The following is a 15,787-nucleotide window of genomic DNA, read 5'->3' as shown; positions in this document are numbered from 1 at the left end:
GGCGCCACGGTCCCTAGGTGAAGGAGTAAGGTCGATTGACAACGATCCTACTAGAAGGTAGGCATGTTACATGAGCAATCTTGTCATTACCTCCGATCAGATCCTCTCGTCCGCGCGCAACTTCATTGTTTCGGGCGGCTACAACGGCTTCAGCTATGCTGATATCGCTGAGGTGGTGGGGATTCGCAAGGCGAGCATCCACCATCATTTCCCCAGCAAAGTCGACCTTGTTCGCACGCTTGTGGCGCGCCATCGCGAGCGTACCGAGGCCAGCATGGCAGATCTGGAAAGTAAACTCCCTGATCCGCTTGCACTGCTTCAAACCTATGCTGGCTACTGGGCAAAATGCATTGAAGACGCGAGCATCCCGTTTTGCGTCTGCGCGCTGCTTGCCAGCGAACTCCCGGCACTCCCGCCCGAGGTTGCCGTCGAGGTGCGGGCCTACTTTCGATTTCTATCGTCCTGGTTGACCAAGGTCATGGAGCGGGGCGCTGAACAGGGCGTTCTCAAATTCGCCGGCTCTGCGGAGCTGGAGGCAGAGACTTTCATGGCGACTGTCCATGGCGCGATGTTGTCGGCGCGTGCCTATGGCAGCCCTGCCATCTTTGGCGCGATCCTGACGTCGACCTTGCAGCGCTTATCGGCGAAGGTTCACTAACAAGTCATTTGCACGGCATGGCGGCGAGCCGCCGCAACCAAATTCGCATCTCACAGGGAACCGTTGAGACCTCCAGTGCATCGGTGCTGAAAGTAGCAACTTAGGGCCGGCCATTTCGTATGGCCAATACGGTTCACGATCTCCGCCACCGCTTGGTTGATCGGTCGTGCCGAGCTCCGGTCGCCCAGCCCCTGCCGTCCGGGACGGCGTCAGACCGCCAAGAAAGTGGTTGACGTCACAGCATCTACCTACTAGTAGGTAGATATTAATATCAAGCGCGAAGGAGAAATCGAAATGCTTGCTAAGATGACTGAAGCCAACCTGGTCCAATCCTCAACCGCCTGGCTCAAAAGCTACTATTTCACACGCTTTGCCGTTTCGACCGCCTGGGTCCTCCTGGCCTTCACGGTAGCCAAGGCAATGCCTCCCCTGGCAGCCATCATGCTGGTCGCCTATCCGGCTTGGGATGCGCTGGCCAACTTCATCGACGCCCAGCGCACCGGCGGCTTGAACCGCAACAAGACGCAGTTGCTCAACTTCGTCATCAGCATCATCACCACGGTGGCAGTCGCCATTGCTCTCGGAAAAGATATGAACACGGTGCTCGCCGTCTTCGGCGTCTGGGCGGTCCTGTCGGGCCTTTTTCAGCTTGCAACCGCGGTTAGGCGCTGGAAGTCCGGCGCGCAGTGGGCAATGGTGTTGAGCGGCGCTCAGTCGGCACTGGCAGGCATTTTCTTTGTGAAGATGGCGGGCAGTGCGGCGACGATCGACATCACCAACATCGCGCCCTATGCGGCCTTCGGCGCCTTCTACTTCCTCGTTTCCGCTGTCTGGTTGACGGTAAGTGATGCGCGGCGCAAGTCGGCTCAAGCGGCTGGCTGAAGAGCATCAAACGCTCCTATCCTCCAAGCCCCTCAATCGAAGCGCTGCCCTGCAAGGTCGGCGCTTGCATGATGCGGCGGCGTGCAATGCCTTGTTTTGATGGAAACCGCGATCACTCGCTCATATTCTGAAGCGCATCATGTTTGATTATTTCGACGCAGCGCAGGCTGATCAAGCGGATGATGCCCTTTTCCTTCAGCCTGGTGAATATTCTTGAGACCGTCTCGATGGTGAGGCCGAGATAGTCGCCAATGTCGACGCGCGACATCGGCAGTTCGACCTGCCGAAGCCCGCCTTGGCGCTCTGCCATATCGACCAGGAACGCCGCGACGCGCTCGATGGCGTTCTGGCGACCGAGGACCAGCAGATGCTCCTGCGCCCTGGTCAGCCCCTTGAGCGCCAACGGCAGCAACTGACGGGACATGTCAGCCCCGGCGGCAATGCGGAAGACGCGGACCCCGGTCGCGTTGATTGCTTCGGCGAAGAAATGATGCGTCGTGTCTGCTTCGAAGCCAAATGTCTCTCCCGCAAGGTGGAAGGCGCTTATCTGCCGGCGACCATCGGCGAGCAGGCGGTACACACGAACGGCCCCAAACTCGATTTGGTAGAAAGCTCCGGCCTTCTCGCCCTGGGCATAGATTTCCGCACCGGCGGGAAAAAAACTGAGCGGCTGCAGCGGTGCCGGGTCGAATGCCGCTGGCAGGCTCGGCTGGGCAAAATGCGACGGCAGCGAAATTTTGGAGGTCGTGTAGGCGTGCATGGCTGTTTCCCCGGTTGATCCTTGTCACAGCAATCGCTCGAATCCGCGCCGCGCGAAATTCGGTTATGTCCCTACGGGATACTACCTAGACTCCCCTTGTCGTGACGATTTCGACAGCGTTGTCAGCCGGGAATTTTCGACAGGGTTGGCCATAGCCAGCGAACGCATTGTGATCCAGGCGTTCGGCCTTCGGTACCTGATGCAAACGCGTTTGCGGTGGATCAAAGCTCGCATTGTTCGTCGCCACTATGAATGGCGCAAACGACCGCCCGCCATACGCCCGGTTGACGGCCACCTCGCTGAAAACTGGTCCGGCAGTCATGAACCGAATGGCGCGCGAATGCGTTGGTCGTCCATTCGCGGCGATTTCGATGAATAGCGGCGCATGTCGCGATCCAGCGGCATTCGCAAATGGGGACTATGGGAGCTAGACATGACCGAGCACACGACAACAGCAACTCCCGGCAGGCGGCTGTCCGAACGCCAGTTGCACGACATCAATGCATACTGGCGCGCCGCCAACTATCTGACCATCGGGCAGATCTACCTGCTCGACAATCCGCTGCTCCGGGAGCCTTTGCGGCTGGAACACGTGAAGCCGCGTCTGCTCGGCCACTGGGGAACATCGCCGGGCCTGAGTTTCATCTATGCCCATCTCAACCGCGCCATCCGGCTGAGGGATGCAAACATGATCTACGTCTGCGGCCCGGGCCATGGTGGTCCGGCGATGGTCGCCAATGCCTATCTCGAAGGCACTTACAGCGAGCTTAGTCCCGACATATCCCTGGACGAACAAGGCATGCGCAAACTGTTCCGGCAGTTCTCCTTTCCCGGCGGAATTCCAAGCCATGCCGCACCCGATGTGCCGGGCTCGATCCACGAGGGTGGCGAACTGGGCTACGCGCTTTCTCATGCCTTTGGCGCAGCCTTCGACAATCCAGACCTTGTCGTTGCCTGCGTTGTCGGCGACGGTGAAGCGGAGACCGGGCCATTGGCTGCCGCGTGGCATTCAAACAAGTTTCTCAACCCGGCGCGTGACGGGGCAGTGCTGCCGATCCTGCATCTGAACGGCTACAAGATCGCCAATCCCACTATCCTTGCCCGCATTCCCGAAGAGGAACTGCGCGCGCTGTTCACCGGCTATGGCTATGATCCACTTTTCGTCGAGGGCGATGACCCGACGTTGATGCACGAGCGGATGGCAACAGCGCTCGACGATGCGCTGGATCGCATCGAAGTGATCCAGAAAGGTGCGCGCGGCGGATCTGCCGACGCGGGGTTGCGGCCGAAGTGGCCTATGATCGTGCTGCGAAGCCCCAAGGGCTGGACCGGTCCGAAGGAAGTCGACGGGCTGAAGACCGAAGGCTTCTGGCGTTCGCACCAGGTCCCGTTGTCTGGCCTTGCGGAAAATCCGGCGCATCTGACGATGCTCGAGGAGTGGCTGAAAAGCTACCGGCCGGATGAGTTGTTCGATGCCGCTGGTGCCCCTGTCGAGGCGATCCGCGCCACCACGCCGCAAGCCGCGCGGCGCATCAGCGCCAATCCGCATGCCAATGGCGGCCTGCTGCGCCGGACCCTCGATTTGCCCGGGCTGCGGGACCATGCAGTGGCCGTCGCTCGGCCCGGCACGGTGAAGGCCGAGTCTACACGTGTAATGGGCAGCTTCCTTCGGGCTGTGATGGAGTTGAACGAGGCCGCGAAGAACTTCCGCATCGTCGGCCCTGACGAGACGGCCTCGAACCGCCTTCAGGACGTGTTCGAAGCCACCGAGCGCGCCTGGATGGAAAAGATCCTGCCCGAAGACGTTCATCTCGGCCGCGATGGCAGGGTCATGGAAATCCTCTCCGAGCACACCTGCCAGGGCTGGCTCGAAGGCTATCTTTTGACCGGGCGGCATGGCCTGTTTTCCTGTTACGAGGCGTTTATCCACATCGTCGATTCCATGTTCAACCAGCATGCGAAATGGCTTGATGCCTGCCGTGACATCCCGTGGCGACGGCCGGTCGCCTCGCTGAACTATCTGCTGTCGAGCCATGTCTGGCACCAGGAACACAATGGCTTCAGCCATCAGGATCCCGGCTTCATCGATGTCGCCCTCAACAAGAAGGCCGACATCGTGCGCGTCTATCTGCCGCCGGATGCCAACACCTTGCTTTGCGTAACCGATCACGTGCTGCAGACATGGAACCGCATCAACGTCATCGTCGCCGGCAAGCCGCCGTCATGGCAGTGGCTGTCGATGGACAAGGCCATCGTCCATTGCCGGGCAGGGATCGGCATATGGGACTGGGCATCGACAGAGAACGGCGACGAGCCAGACGTCGTGATGGCGTGCGCCGGCGACGTTCCGACCCTTGAAACGCTGGCGGCAGTGCAGATCCTGCGGCATCACGTTCCTGAGCTCAGGATCAGGGTGGTCAACGTCGTGGACCTGATGACCCTGCAGCCCAAGGAATATCATCCACACGGCCTGTCGGACCGCGATTTCGATGCATTGTTCACCACCGGCAAGCCTGTCATCTTCGCTTATCACGGCTACCCGTGGACCATCCACCGGCTGACCTATCGGCGCACCAATCACGACAACATCCATGTCCGCGGCTACAATGAGGAGGGCACGACCACCACGCCCTTCGACATGACGGTCCTGAACGGCCTTGACCGGTTTCACCTCGTGCAAAGCGTGCTTGACTGGGTTCCGCAGCTCAGGAGCGTGCAGGTTGGCCTGAAGCAGGCAATGGAGAGCAAGCTGCTCGAGCATCGAGCCTATATCCGGGCTAATGGCCAGGACATGCCGGAAATACTCGGCTGGAAGTGGGATCAGGATCCCGGTGCGGCGTCGACCGGTCGCCGCTGAGGACGAACGCATGACAGACGCTATCCTGGTCCTCAATGGYGGCTCCTCCAGCCTGAAGTTCGCCGTCTTCGAGGAACGCGACGCGCTTCCCCTGCTGTTGCGCGGCAACGTCTCGTCGCTGGCGGGGCACCCGCGGCTGCGTGTCGAGGCCACTGCGGGTGAGCCGGCGACAGACAAAAGCCTGGACGACGGACCGATCGACATCGGCAAGGCATTCGCGGCCGTCGCCTCTGTGCTTGCCGATCACGACCTCCTGCGCCGCATCGCCAGGGTCGGGCACAGGATCGTCCATGGCGGCCGCAATTTCACCGGAGCGACGCTGCTCGACGAGCCCACGCTCGAGGCACTGCGCCTGCTCGAGCCGCTCGCGCCAATCCATCAAAGGATCAATCTCGAGCTTGTCGCCCTGGCCGCTGAGTTCCTGCCGCGAGCCCTCCAGGTCGGATGCGTCGACACGGCATTCCATTCGGCCCGGCCGGAGGTCGCCAAAATCTACGGCCTGCCGCGCGCGATGACCGAGACGGGCATCTTTTCCTATGGCTTTCACGGCCTGTCCTACAGCCATATCGCTTCGAAGCTGCGCGACCGCTACGGCGCGCGGGCTGGAGGCCGAGCGATCGTTGCCCATCTCGGCAGTGGTGCCAGCCTCTGCGCCATGGACTCCGGACGAAGTATCGCCACGACGATGGGGTTTTCGACGCTGGACGGCCTGGTGATGAGCACGCGTTGCGGTGCCCTGGACCCAGGGATAATCCTCCATCTGCTGGAGGACGGTAAGCTGTCGCCCGACGAACTGGTCACGCTTCTCTATGAGCAATCCGGCCTGCTCGGAGTGTCGGGGATATCCGGAGACATGCGCACGCTCATCGGTTCCCAGGATCCTGCCGCCGCCGAGGCGATCGATCTCTTCGTCTATCGAATCGGGCGCGAGATCGGGTCGCTGGCGGCTGCCCTCGGAGGTCTGGATACGCTGGTGTTCACGGCCGGCATCGGCGAGAACGCGCCGTTGGTCCGGGAGAAGATCGGTGCCGCGGCCGGTTGGCTCGGCGTCGGCATCGACCATGAGTTGAACCGGAGAGGCGAGGGCGTGATCAGCCTTGCCGATTCCAGCGTCAACGTGCTTGTCATTCCCACGGATGAAGAGAGGGCAGTCGCCAGTGATGTACAGGCTGCATCCCAGGCGGCATCGCCGCGCGTGACCTGACGGGTAGGCCTCCCGTGTCGGACAAATGACTTGGCCCGCTCGCCCAGCTTGCGCATTTTGTTCGAGCCGCTCGCCTCGTGCTTCCAGGCGTCATATCTCTAAGGCCGTTCGACCCTTGCCACCTGATAGGTGTGCATGGTGCCGTTGCGTTCGATGGACACGTATTCGCCGGTGACGAAACGTTCGTCGCCGAGGTGGAAGCCGATCTCGTCATCGCGGTCGCCTTCTGCATAGTCGAAGTACCACTGTCCACCGGGCTTGCGCCGCAGAAGACCGACCAAGTCTTCTTCGTCAGCGCGAAAACGGCGAACGCGGCAGGAACCCCGGTGCGACTTCCACTCGTCGGCGTCGATCCGTCCGTCGCTCTTCAATGGGGCGAGCACATCATAGCCCTCTTCGCGATCGCCGCCCGGATGGCCCTTCTCGCGGGCAAGCAGCAGCCGGACATGCCGGAACTTCGGGGTAAGATCTTTCAGATCGGTCATGGCGAACTCCCTTGACGGAGTTCATAGCGCGACGACCGGATTTGGCCTTGATCCCGATCAAAGGGGCCGTCGTTTCTGCGCAGTCAGAAGGTCGCTAGCAGCACCATGGCGCAGTAACCGGCGGCTGCAGCGATCAGGGTCGCCACGGCCAACGGCAACCAGAACCTGACCGGGCCGGCAACGACCGCCAGCGAGACGCGACCGGTCGCGTTTGCCGCCAGCGCCGCCAGCACTGCCTGCCCCACGGTCTCGACAGGGACCGAATGCCTGACCAGGCGCAACGCGCTGAGCACCGAGACATCGACATCGAACGTTCCGGCAAGCGCCGAGCTCGCCAGCAAGCCGCGCCCGCCGAATTGACCCGCCAGTGCGGCGCTGGCGGTCGAGACCACCGCAAAGAGCAGGGCAAAGAGCAGCAATGGACCAAGTTCGAATGGATTGCGCGTCAGCCCACCACCTTTTTGATCCCCGCCGACGCGCACCAACAGAAATGCGCCGCAGGCCGCGAAGGCGAATGCGGCGGCAATCGCGGGAATGCCGGCTGGGACGAAAACGCTTGGTTGGATGATCAAAACCACCACGCAAACGCGCAGCAATGAGACCATCGCTGCCAGCGAAGCTGCCCCTGCCAGCGGTAGCGGATTGCTCGACGACATCGCGTTGCGGGCAAGCGCCACGGTCACGGCTGTGGAGGAGACGATTGCACCGACGAGCGAGCTGACGAGCAGACCCCGCGTGGTTCCAAGAACGCGAACGGCGACATAGCCAGCGAACGATATCGACGCCATCAGCACCGTAAGGAACCAGACCTCCCAAGGATTGAAACCGCCCCATGGGTCCATGGTCCGGCTCGGCAGCAAGGGCAGGACAATCGCGGTCATTACCGCCAGGATCAACGCCGAACGAAGCTCGATCCAGGTCAGTCGTCGCAACAGGCCGTGCAGGACCTCGCGACTGGCAAGTACCGCCGCGAGCGCGGCCCCTCCAGCGCAAGCAACCCGATAGTCGCCGGCTACACAGAGTGCGCCAAGCGCGAACACGCCCAGGCCGGCCATGACCGAGGTGACGCTGAAATCCTGGTCATGAGCAGCTTCTCGCGCCTTGTACCACGCGAAGATCGCGGCAAAGGCGATAAACCCCGCGACCAGCACCGAAACCGCGTCAAGGGCTTCGGCCAGGGCGGCCAGAATGCCACCGAGCAGGCCGGATATGCCGAAGGTTCGAATACCGGCCGTACGGCTGCGATCGGGTGCGTCCCGCTCCCGCCAGCCACGCTCCAGTCCGACGAGCAGGCCGATTGCCAAGGCGAGTCCGAGCCGGGCGATGAGCGGATCCATGGGAGGCAGTTTACTCGCCCGCTTCCCTGCCCGACACCTGCTGAATCAGAATTCGGAAGAACACAGGTGACGCGCTGTCTGAAACGGGAGGTATTGCCGGCTTGAGGGCACCGGGCTCCCACCAGTCCGCGTGCTTGCTGAGCACAGACCATGCATGATCGCGCTCGACCTTGTGGCCGATCTGATCCGGCAATTCCTCATAGCGGCCGTCGACCACCACGCTTCTCCATCCTCGCCCTTTGCCGCGTTCATCGACCTCAACGCACACCAGCGGGTTGCCTCGCATCCACTCGATCTTCTTGCCTGGCATCGAAAACGCGTAAAGGTGATTGTCTGAATGGGCATAGTGTATCGGCACGACGTAAGGCTGGCCGTCCTTCGCGCATGCCAAACGACCGATCCGGTTGGCGGTCAGCAATTTCGTGCATTCCAAGGCAGAAAGGCTACGGATCAGCATCGGTGCGATCTCCTACTTTTTCGAGGTGGCCCCGTCACGCTGCCGCTCAGTCTCGATTGTGGGGCGGCCGGCGGGCTTCTTGAGATTCTTGCGCTGGCGGGTCGCTTGCCGCAGGGCAGCTTCGTCCATTGCGGCGACAACAGAGCTGTCGGAAAGCTGTGGGAACGACAAGTAATGGTAGCCCAGTGCACCGAACCGCGCTGGTTGACTAAGGCAAATCACCCGGTCGGCTTCGCCAGCCAATTCCGATATCGTATCCTGCGGTGAAACAGGAACTGCTACGACGACCTCCTTGGGGGCTCGTTTTCTCAGGGCACGAATGGCAACCTTGATCGTCGTTCCTGTTGCCGCGCCGTCATCGACGATGATCGCCGTCTTCCCCGCGATCGATAAGGGTGGATGCTTTGCCCGATAGGCGAGCCGGCGACGTTCAAGTTCGGGTCGTTCCTGCGCGATCAAGGCGCGAAGTGCGTCATCATCGAGCGAGTAGGCTTCGACAATCTCCCGGTTCAGCACGATGTCCGGCGGATCGCCGTCCACGATTGCGGCAATGGCCAGTTCAGGATTTCCCGGCGCGCCTACCTTGCGCACGATAATCAGATCAAGCGGTGCCTTCAGAGCTTTGGCCACTTCGGCGGCAACCGGAACCCCGCCACGCGGCAGCGCGAGCACGACGGGCTGGCGCAATTGAAGCTTGCCCAGTTCGATGCCGAGCTTCTCTCCAGCCTCTTTGCGGTCGCGGAACATCGTCAGTCCGCCGGCCAGAGATGATGAAGTGACTTCCTCATCGAATTTCGCACCTGAGTGATCTCGCCATGCGATATATGGCGATCGAGGAGTTTGAAAACTGCACCGATCGCAGTGTCGAAATCGACTTCGTCATCGTAGCCGAAATCGCTTCTGACATCGATGATGAAGTCTCGCTTCGTTCGCTTGCAGGCAGGTGCTTTCGTTGGTTGCCAACCCTCGAAATAGATGCCGCGAACCAAGACAGGGAGCTGCGCTGCAAGGTCGGCAGTTTCCGCAGGCGACAGCCAGTCTCGCAGCGTATGCAGAACAGATTTCAGCAGCCGGTACGCGCTCGGCTCGCTCCAGCAAAGGTCCCTGGCGAGTTCGTTGACCCACTGCTGAGCCTGCTGCGCGGCGTGGGAAAAGCCAGAAAATGATGTGTGAGAGATTTGGGTCATATCAATTGCTCGCTCAAGTCTGGCTTGATCTTCCAATCCCGGGAGTGCGTGAGCATCGCGCCGGATCAATTTTCTGCATCCGACCCACAGCCGACGATGTCCGATCGGTGGTCGGCATGCGCCGTCAGTCGGCCCGGATCGTATCGTCCAATGTTGCCAGAACCGATCCGGGTTCGATCACGGCATTCACGGGGGCCATGATCGTCGCGCGACCGCTTGCCGGCGACACGATCTCATGCAGCGCGTCTTCAATTCGAACCTCGGCTATTCTATCGCCAGCCTTGATCGTGGCGCCGCTGGCAACGAACCATCGTTCCACAATGCCCTCGGGAAGCATGCTGGACGCCCACAGCGCTTCATCGACCTTGATTTCGTGCATCGCGTTTCTCCTTATGAGCCGGGAAAGTAGCCCAACCGCCAAGATGGACATTGATCGCGATCAAAAGGGGCGGTTCGGCAGACGCAGGGCAGCCAGCTCGAGGCTGCATTCGGGTGTCGAAAACTGATTCAAATCAAGGCGAGGCATGCCATCTCGCGCATCCTAGGGGGATGTGGAAGCCGATCCTAAGCGCTCCGTTCGACAGCGATCTCGAACTGGCCGTCCTCGACGAGGATGGCGAGCATGCGCTTGTATTTCCCTGCATGAAGACGCGGAAAGGATGGAGGAACGCCGCGACCGGCGCCTATCTCGACATCCACCCGACCCATTGGCGCGACTGGGTGCCGGACAAGACACCGGCAGATATCGGCAACTCTATCTCTCGGTCGCCCTAGTGCTTGGGATCCACGATGAGTGCCATGCGAACCAGATGCGACAGGCTGCTCGCGGCCATCTTGCTCATGACATTGGCGCGATGGATTTCGACAGTGCGCGGGCTGATCCCCAGATCATAGGCGATTGTCTTGTTCGGCAGACCCGACACAAGTCCATCCAGCACCTGCCGCTCCCGATCCGATAGTGTAGACAGACGCCCGCGGATTTCCGCGGATTGCGGGTGCGTTGCATCTATCCTATTGCGATTGGCCAAGGCGGAGCGGATCGCGTCGATCAGCATCTCGTCGTCGAACGGCTTTTCGATGAAATCAGCAGCGCCTTCCTTCATCGCCTGGACGGCGAGTGCCACATCGGCATGGCCAGTCATGACAATAACCGGAAGCCTATGTCCGCGAGTCCGAAGCTGTCGCAGGAACTCGATGCCGTCGATACCCGGCATGCGCACATCGGTCACGATACAGCCATCAATATTGTCTGTCGTCGCGGCCAGAAAGGCTGTCGCTGATTCATGCAGGCGCACGGCAAAGTCGGCTGTGGCGAGAAGAAACCCAAGCGACTTGCGGACGTCGACGTCGTCGTCGACGACATGCACAAGATCATTGCCGGCCATTGGCGACCTCTTCCTTCTCAACGATGCGCAATGTGAACCGGAATGCTGTTCCTCCGGTGGGCATTGGCTCGGCCCAGATGTGGCCGCCATGCGACTCGACGATGGTACGGCAAATGGAGAGTCCGACCCCCATCCCTTGCTTCTTGGTTGTGACGAAGGGCTGGAAAAGTTGGACCGAGACTTCTGGCGCAAGGCCGGTGCCTGTATCCGTCACGCTTACCTCGGCCATCCCATCCTCCCGTGCGACGGTCCTCACGTGTAACTCGCGGCGCGGTACACCTTGCATGGCTTCCACCGCGTTGCGCATGAGGTTGAGCAAAACCTGCTGAATCTGGATGCGGTCGGTCAACACCAGCTCGGCGGCGGGATCAAGCTCGTAGCTGACGCGGACATCGATCTCCCTTGCGCCGACCAGGGCGAGCGACGAAGCTTCCTCGATCAGCGCCGGCAGTCGTTCGACCCGACGCTCGCTTTCGCCCCGCGCAACAAAGTCCCTCAGGTGACGAATGACGTTTCCTGCCCGCAGGGCCTGCTCAGCCGCCTTTTCCACGGCATCGCGCAGCATAGGGGCGTTCTCTTCCGTACTCTTCTCGAGCAACCGGCGGCTGCCCTTGAGGTAGTTCGTGATGGCCGTCAGTGGCTGATTGATCTCATGTGCAAGCGTCGAGGCCATTTCGCCGAGCGCGGTAAATCGCGCCATGTGGAGCAATTCCTGCTGCTGCTCCTGTATTCTCGCTTCCGCCCGATGGCGCTCGGTCAGGTCGCGGCAAAAGCCGGTGAAGAAGCGTCCCGTTCCCGGGTGCATCTCGCCGACGGAAAGCTCCATGGGGAAGGTCGAACCGTCCTTGCGCATCCCGGTGACGGTGCGACCAAGCCCGATGATCCGGCGCTCCCCCGTCGTCAGATAGCGGTGCAGGTAGGCATCATGTTCGCCACGATACGGCGCCGGCATCAGCAGGCTGACATTCTGGCCTATGACTTCGCTGGACTTGTAACCGAACAGCGTTTCCGCGGCCGTGCTGAAGGATTGGATGTGGCCTTGTTCGTCGATGACGACCATTGCGTCTGGCACCGTTGCCAGGATCGAGCGCAGATGATCCTCACGCAACCGAAGTGCGGCATTCGCAAAGGACAGTTCGCTGACATCGGTGCCTTCGACGAAGATGGCCGTGATGCGACCATCGTCGCCCTTGATCGGCTGGTAGACGAAATCCAGGATGCGCTCTTCTGCCGGTTCGTCGTTGTTGTTGCGAAGGGCAATCTTCATGCCCTGGCCTCTGTACGGTTCGCCGGTCTTGTACACTTGGTCCAGCTGTTCGAAGAAGCCTTGACCTTCCAACTCTGGAAGGGCCTCGCGCACCGACTTTCCGATCACCCGCCTATGGCCGATCAGCCGTTGGTAGGCAGCATTGGTCAGTTCGAAGACATGGTCCGGCTCGCGCATCAGAGCCATGAAGCCCGGAGCCTGCTCGAACATTTGCGACAAGACTGATTTCAGCATCGCGCCGCCGGCCGACAAAATAGGCGCTTCGTATTGGCTCACCTGAGATCCCTGGGCTCGATACGCCTGCAAGAGAGGCTAACTATCACTTCTCTCCGTACAGGCAAAACGGATCGAGGCCGACTTTTTTCGCACGGATGCAATTGGCGGGTTCTTTGACACGCATCAAGGCGTCGAGCGCCGATGGATGCCATTTCACCATCGTATTTCACCGGTCCAGCGAAAGGCCTCCATCATGTCCTACAAGTCAATCATCGTGAATCTTGCGGTGGATGCACCTCCGGCGGCCATGGTGAAATTGGGGATCGAGCTTGCGGAACGGTTTGGAGCCCGTCTTATCGGCCTGGCGGCAGCAGATGTCCCGCCACTGGTCGCGACAGGCGACGGCATGGTCTACGAAGGCGAGATCATGCAGATCCAGCGCACGGAGATCGAAAAACGGCTTGCCGAACTGCGTGCCGAATTCGAGGAACTGGTTCCCGCTTCGATCTTTAGCGAATGGGGCCAAGCCGTTTGCAGCCCAACCCGCTTCCTCAGCGCTTCGGCCAGAGCCGCCGATCTTGTCGTTACCGGCAGCGGGAAAGGCGAAAATGTGTTTCGCGCCGTGGATGTCGGCAGCCTCGCACTTGGAATTGGACGGCCGGTCCTGGTCGCCGCGAGCAATGTCGAGCATGTCATGGCGAAAACCGTGCTTGTTGCCTGGAAGGACACCCGGGAAGCGCGACGGGCGATGGTGGATGCATTGCCCTTCCTGGCCAAGGCCAACGAAGTTGTCGTTGCCACCATCGATACCGACCGCGACGAAAGCATTCGCGACAGTCTCGCCGACGTGGCGGTTTTTCTTGAGCATCACGGCATCATGGCACGGACCGAACTGATCGCCGGCGAGGCCGACGGCGACCGGCTGCTGGCATTCGCGCGCTCGATCCATGCGGACCTGATCGTCTCCGGCGCCTATGGTCATAGCCGTTTGCGGGAATGGGCATTCGGCGGCGTCACCCGCTCGCTGATCGAGGACAACGGCATCAATCGCTTGATGTCCTATTGAACGCGTGTCGCGTCAGCTTCTTCAAGTCGCCACACGCAGTCACAAGCTGGAACGATGGCCGAGCGTGCGTCGCGCTGTTGACCGAGATCAATGTAGTGGTCGCCAACATGGCGATGATGGCTGGGAAAGATGGCTGAGAAATAGGAGTGACCGACGTGACCTTTCTCGACTACCTGATTTCAGTGGACGCAAGGACAGCCCTGATGGGCCGTATGATGCGGAAGCTCGGCGTCGACAGACAATTGAAGATCGTCGCGGACCACGCAGCCGTTACAAATCGGGCGGTGGACCGCTGCCGCTCCTGCGGACACCAGGATGAATGCTCGAACTGGCTCGACGAACACCGGCAAGCGGATGATCCGCCGGATTACTGCCGTAACCGCGACCTGATCGCACGGCTGCAGCATGCGGCCGGCCGCCGATAGTGCTTTCAGCGCCAGACACGGGCTGGTGCGTATTTAGTGTCCTATAGCTTGCTTGCAGCAAAGAGGTCTGCGAATGCCGTTCGACGTTTGGGGTTGACGAGAGTCAACGCGTCAAACCGAGTTCTTCTGTGATACATTTGCATCCACGGGACCAGGCAGTTTTGGACACTCTATTTTTCCTGGAAGCATTTCTGCTCTTTATCGCGCCCGGGCCAACCAACGCTCTTCTGATGGCGGGGGCGGTCAAGCGAGAGAAGGCAATTACACTCCTGGTCGCACAGGCCTGCGGCTACGGGATCGCCGCGGCCTGCTGGCTTTTGCTGCGACCCTTGCTGCCGTCCGGCGCCATCCAGGTGCTCAAGCTGGCCGCAGCTGTATGGCTCGTAATTCTTGGCCTGCGTCTGATAGGCACCGACCGGGTCGACACGTCCGACGGCGGCGATAGCCTTTCGGTTCTCGCAACCACTTCACTCAACCCGAAAGCCTTTATCTATTGTCTGGCAATCGTGCCGGTAGAAGCGGGACCGTACGAACTGGGCCTCTTCTGGATCGCGCTCCTGGTGACCACGGCTGCCACCGGGTCGATGTGGATCTTGCTCGGCAGGCGGCTGAACGGAGGCAAAAAAGTAGCAGACAGAGTCGCGGGCGCGGCGCTTGTTCTATTCGCCCTGTTGCTGCTTCGACCGTTGATAGCGGTAGCCTTGATCTAGGTTCAACGCGGACATTTCGCCAATTCGGATGTCGGGTCGCGCAATGCGGAGTCCGCGAATTCTTTGGTGCTGAACTAGAGCAATTACAGGAAAAGTGTGAAACGATTTCCGTCCGGAATTGCGTCAAAACAAATAGATAGAGCGGTTCCGTGAAACGATGAACCGCTCTAAGAGACGAGCACCACCGACAGCGGCCCCGGGCAGAAAAGCCCATCCTTCACTGCCTTTACGCCGGCGACGTTTTCGGCGGCGACAATGGCCGCCTGGCGCTCGCGTTCGTCGAAGATGGCGCCGCTCAGCTCCACCACCCCTTTGTCCACGGTCACGTCGATCATGTCCTTGCCGGCCCATTTCTGCGTCGCAAGCTCGGCGATGATGTCCTGGCGGATCCGTTCGTCGTCCCTGGCTGCCGAAGGGGCCGACAGGACGGTGAGCAGCGCACGCAGAATGTCGGAACGGGTGATGATGCCAACGACTTTCCCGTCGTCGACAACCGGAATGCGTTTCACGCGATGGCAAGTCATGAGCTCGACGATCTCGGGCAGCGGTACGCCCGGCGATGCCGTGACGACATCCGTCGTCATCACCTCCTCGATACGGCGTCCGTTGGCTTGAACATATTCGTCGGCGGCTCTTCCGGGGCTCACAAGAAACTCCAGCCAGCGTGAGCGTTTGCGGTTGGTGCCGAGTTCTCCCCGGCGCAAGAAATCGCCCTCGCTGACAATGCCCACCAGCGTGCCATCGCTGCGAATGACGGGAAGGCCACTGAACTTCTTGGAGAGCATCAACCCTGCTGCATCGGAGATCGATGCTGTTGGTTCTATTCCGATGACGGGAGCGGTCATTATGGCTTTGGCTTGCATGTCTGCCTCCTCCAACATCTATCGGATC

The 15,787-nt window shown here is 60.7% G+C and carries 19 protein-coding genes; 9 read left to right on the top strand and 10 right to left on the bottom strand.

The window, feature by feature from the left end; translation table 11 throughout:
- Positions 1-70: 70 nt before the first annotated feature.
- Complete coding sequence (locus AC1D2G_RS25820) at positions 71-658, top strand: TetR/AcrR family transcriptional regulator (RefSeq protein WP_477417521.1); 588 nt, start codon at positions 71-73, stop codon at positions 656-658.
- Between the two features lie 294 nt (positions 659-952).
- Complete coding sequence (locus AC1D2G_RS25815; protein ID WP_477417519.1) at positions 953-1,540, top strand: DUF308 domain-containing protein; 588 nt, start codon at positions 953-955, stop codon at positions 1,538-1,540.
- A 112-nt stretch (positions 1,541-1,652) separates the two neighbouring features.
- On the opposite strand, the gene AC1D2G_RS25810 is transcribed toward AC1D2G_RS25815, so the two are convergent.
- A complete protein-coding gene (locus tag AC1D2G_RS25810) occupies positions 1,653-2,300 on the bottom strand; it encodes a helix-turn-helix domain-containing protein (protein WP_477417517.1) in 648 nt (215 codons plus the stop codon).
- Here AC1D2G_RS25810 and AC1D2G_RS25805 point away from each other — a divergent pair.
- Genes AC1D2G_RS25805 through AC1D2G_RS25795 form a run of 3 tightly spaced genes read left to right on the top strand, consistent with a single transcriptional unit; the run spans position 2,299 to position 6,361 of the window.
- Complete coding sequence (locus tag AC1D2G_RS25805) at positions 2,299-2,679, top strand: hypothetical protein (protein ID WP_477417516.1); 381 nt, start codon at positions 2,299-2,301, stop codon at positions 2,677-2,679. The two genes, AC1D2G_RS25810 and AC1D2G_RS25805, sit on opposite strands and share 2 nt — an antisense overlap.
- A gap of 54 nt (positions 2,680-2,733) precedes the next feature.
- On the top strand, positions 2,734-5,157 hold the full coding sequence (locus AC1D2G_RS25800; protein ID WP_477417514.1) for a phosphoketolase family protein: 2,424 nt from the start codon (positions 2,734-2,736) through the stop codon (positions 5,155-5,157).
- Positions 5,158-5,167: 10 nt separating this feature from the next.
- Positions 5,168-6,361: an acetate/propionate family kinase gene (locus AC1D2G_RS25795; protein ID WP_477417512.1), complete on the top strand. Its 1,194-nt coding sequence runs from the start codon at positions 5,168-5,170 to the stop codon at positions 6,359-6,361.
- 98 nt (positions 6,362-6,459) lie between these two features.
- Here AC1D2G_RS25795 and AC1D2G_RS25790 read toward each other — a convergent pair whose 3' ends face one another.
- From AC1D2G_RS25790 to AC1D2G_RS25765, 6 genes are all read right to left on the bottom strand, one after another.
- Positions 6,460-6,846: a hypothetical protein gene (locus AC1D2G_RS25790; RefSeq protein ID WP_095080458.1), complete on the bottom strand. Its 387-nt coding sequence runs from the start codon at positions 6,844-6,846 to the stop codon at positions 6,460-6,462.
- Positions 6,847-6,929: 83 nt separating this feature from the next.
- Positions 6,930-8,183 carry an MgtC/SapB family protein gene (locus AC1D2G_RS25785; protein WP_477417510.1) on the bottom strand — a complete coding sequence of 418 codons (1,254 nt, stop codon included), beginning with the start codon at positions 8,181-8,183 and terminating at the stop codon, positions 6,930-6,932.
- A 10-nt stretch (positions 8,184-8,193) separates the two neighbouring features.
- A complete protein-coding gene (locus AC1D2G_RS25780) occupies positions 8,194-8,640 on the bottom strand; it encodes a pyridoxamine 5'-phosphate oxidase family protein (protein WP_477288364.1) in 447 nt (148 codons plus the stop codon).
- Positions 8,641-8,652: 12 nt separating this feature from the next.
- A complete protein-coding gene (locus tag AC1D2G_RS25775; protein WP_477417508.1) occupies positions 8,653-9,387 on the bottom strand; it encodes a phosphoribosyltransferase in 735 nt (244 codons plus the stop codon).
- 2 nt (positions 9,388-9,389) lie between these two features.
- A complete protein-coding gene (locus AC1D2G_RS25770) occupies positions 9,390-9,896 on the bottom strand; it encodes a DUF2267 domain-containing protein (RefSeq protein WP_477417506.1) in 507 nt (168 codons plus the stop codon).
- A gap of 55 nt (positions 9,897-9,951) precedes the next feature.
- Positions 9,952-10,206: a lipoyl domain-containing protein gene (locus AC1D2G_RS25765; RefSeq protein ID WP_477417504.1), complete on the bottom strand. Its 255-nt coding sequence runs from the start codon at positions 10,204-10,206 to the stop codon at positions 9,952-9,954.
- 170 nt (positions 10,207-10,376) lie between these two features.
- On the opposite strand from AC1D2G_RS25765, the gene AC1D2G_RS25760 reads away from it, so the two are divergent.
- Positions 10,377-10,601 (top strand): hypothetical protein, encoded by a 225-nt coding sequence (locus tag AC1D2G_RS25760; protein WP_457155418.1) that lies wholly within the window; start codon positions 10,377-10,379, stop codon positions 10,599-10,601.
- Here the strand turns inward: AC1D2G_RS25760 and fixJ are convergent.
- Both fixJ and AC1D2G_RS25750 read right to left on the bottom strand, forming a co-directional pair.
- Positions 10,598-11,212: a response regulator FixJ gene (gene fixJ / locus AC1D2G_RS25755; RefSeq protein ID WP_477225692.1), complete on the bottom strand. Its 615-nt coding sequence runs from the start codon at positions 11,210-11,212 to the stop codon at positions 10,598-10,600. The genes AC1D2G_RS25760 and fixJ overlap by 4 nt on opposite strands.
- Positions 11,199-12,713 carry a PAS domain S-box protein gene (locus AC1D2G_RS25750; protein ID WP_477417664.1) on the bottom strand — a complete coding sequence of 505 codons (1,515 nt, stop codon included), beginning with the start codon at positions 12,711-12,713 and terminating at the stop codon, positions 11,199-11,201. Before AC1D2G_RS25750 ends, fixJ begins: the two co-directional genes overlap by 14 nt.
- A gap of 235 nt (positions 12,714-12,948) precedes the next feature.
- Here AC1D2G_RS25750 and AC1D2G_RS25745 point away from each other — a divergent pair, with 235 nt between their 5' ends.
- From AC1D2G_RS25745 to AC1D2G_RS25735, 3 genes are all read left to right on the top strand, one after another.
- Positions 12,949-13,761: a universal stress protein gene (locus tag AC1D2G_RS25745; RefSeq protein ID WP_477225693.1), complete on the top strand. Its 813-nt coding sequence runs from the start codon at positions 12,949-12,951 to the stop codon at positions 13,759-13,761.
- Positions 13,762-13,907: 146 nt separating this feature from the next.
- Positions 13,908-14,186, top strand: a complete 279-nt coding sequence (locus AC1D2G_RS25740; protein ID WP_477225694.1) for a DUF6455 family protein — start codon at positions 13,908-13,910, stop codon at positions 14,184-14,186.
- Positions 14,187-14,347: 161 nt separating this feature from the next.
- Complete coding sequence (locus AC1D2G_RS25735; protein ID WP_477417502.1) at positions 14,348-14,896, top strand: hypothetical protein; 549 nt, start codon at positions 14,348-14,350, stop codon at positions 14,894-14,896.
- Between the two features lie 167 nt (positions 14,897-15,063).
- Here the strand turns inward: AC1D2G_RS25735 and AC1D2G_RS25730 are convergent, their stop codons facing one another.
- On the bottom strand, positions 15,064-15,759 hold the full coding sequence (locus AC1D2G_RS25730; protein WP_477417500.1) for a CBS domain-containing protein: 696 nt from the start codon (positions 15,757-15,759) through the stop codon (positions 15,064-15,066).
- Positions 15,760-15,787 lie beyond the last annotated feature (28 nt).

It is taken from the genome of Mesorhizobium sp. P2_C7 (assembly GCF_056404515.1).
Note: the sequence above shows the minus strand (reverse complement) of the source record. Positions and strands in the feature narration are given on the sequence as shown.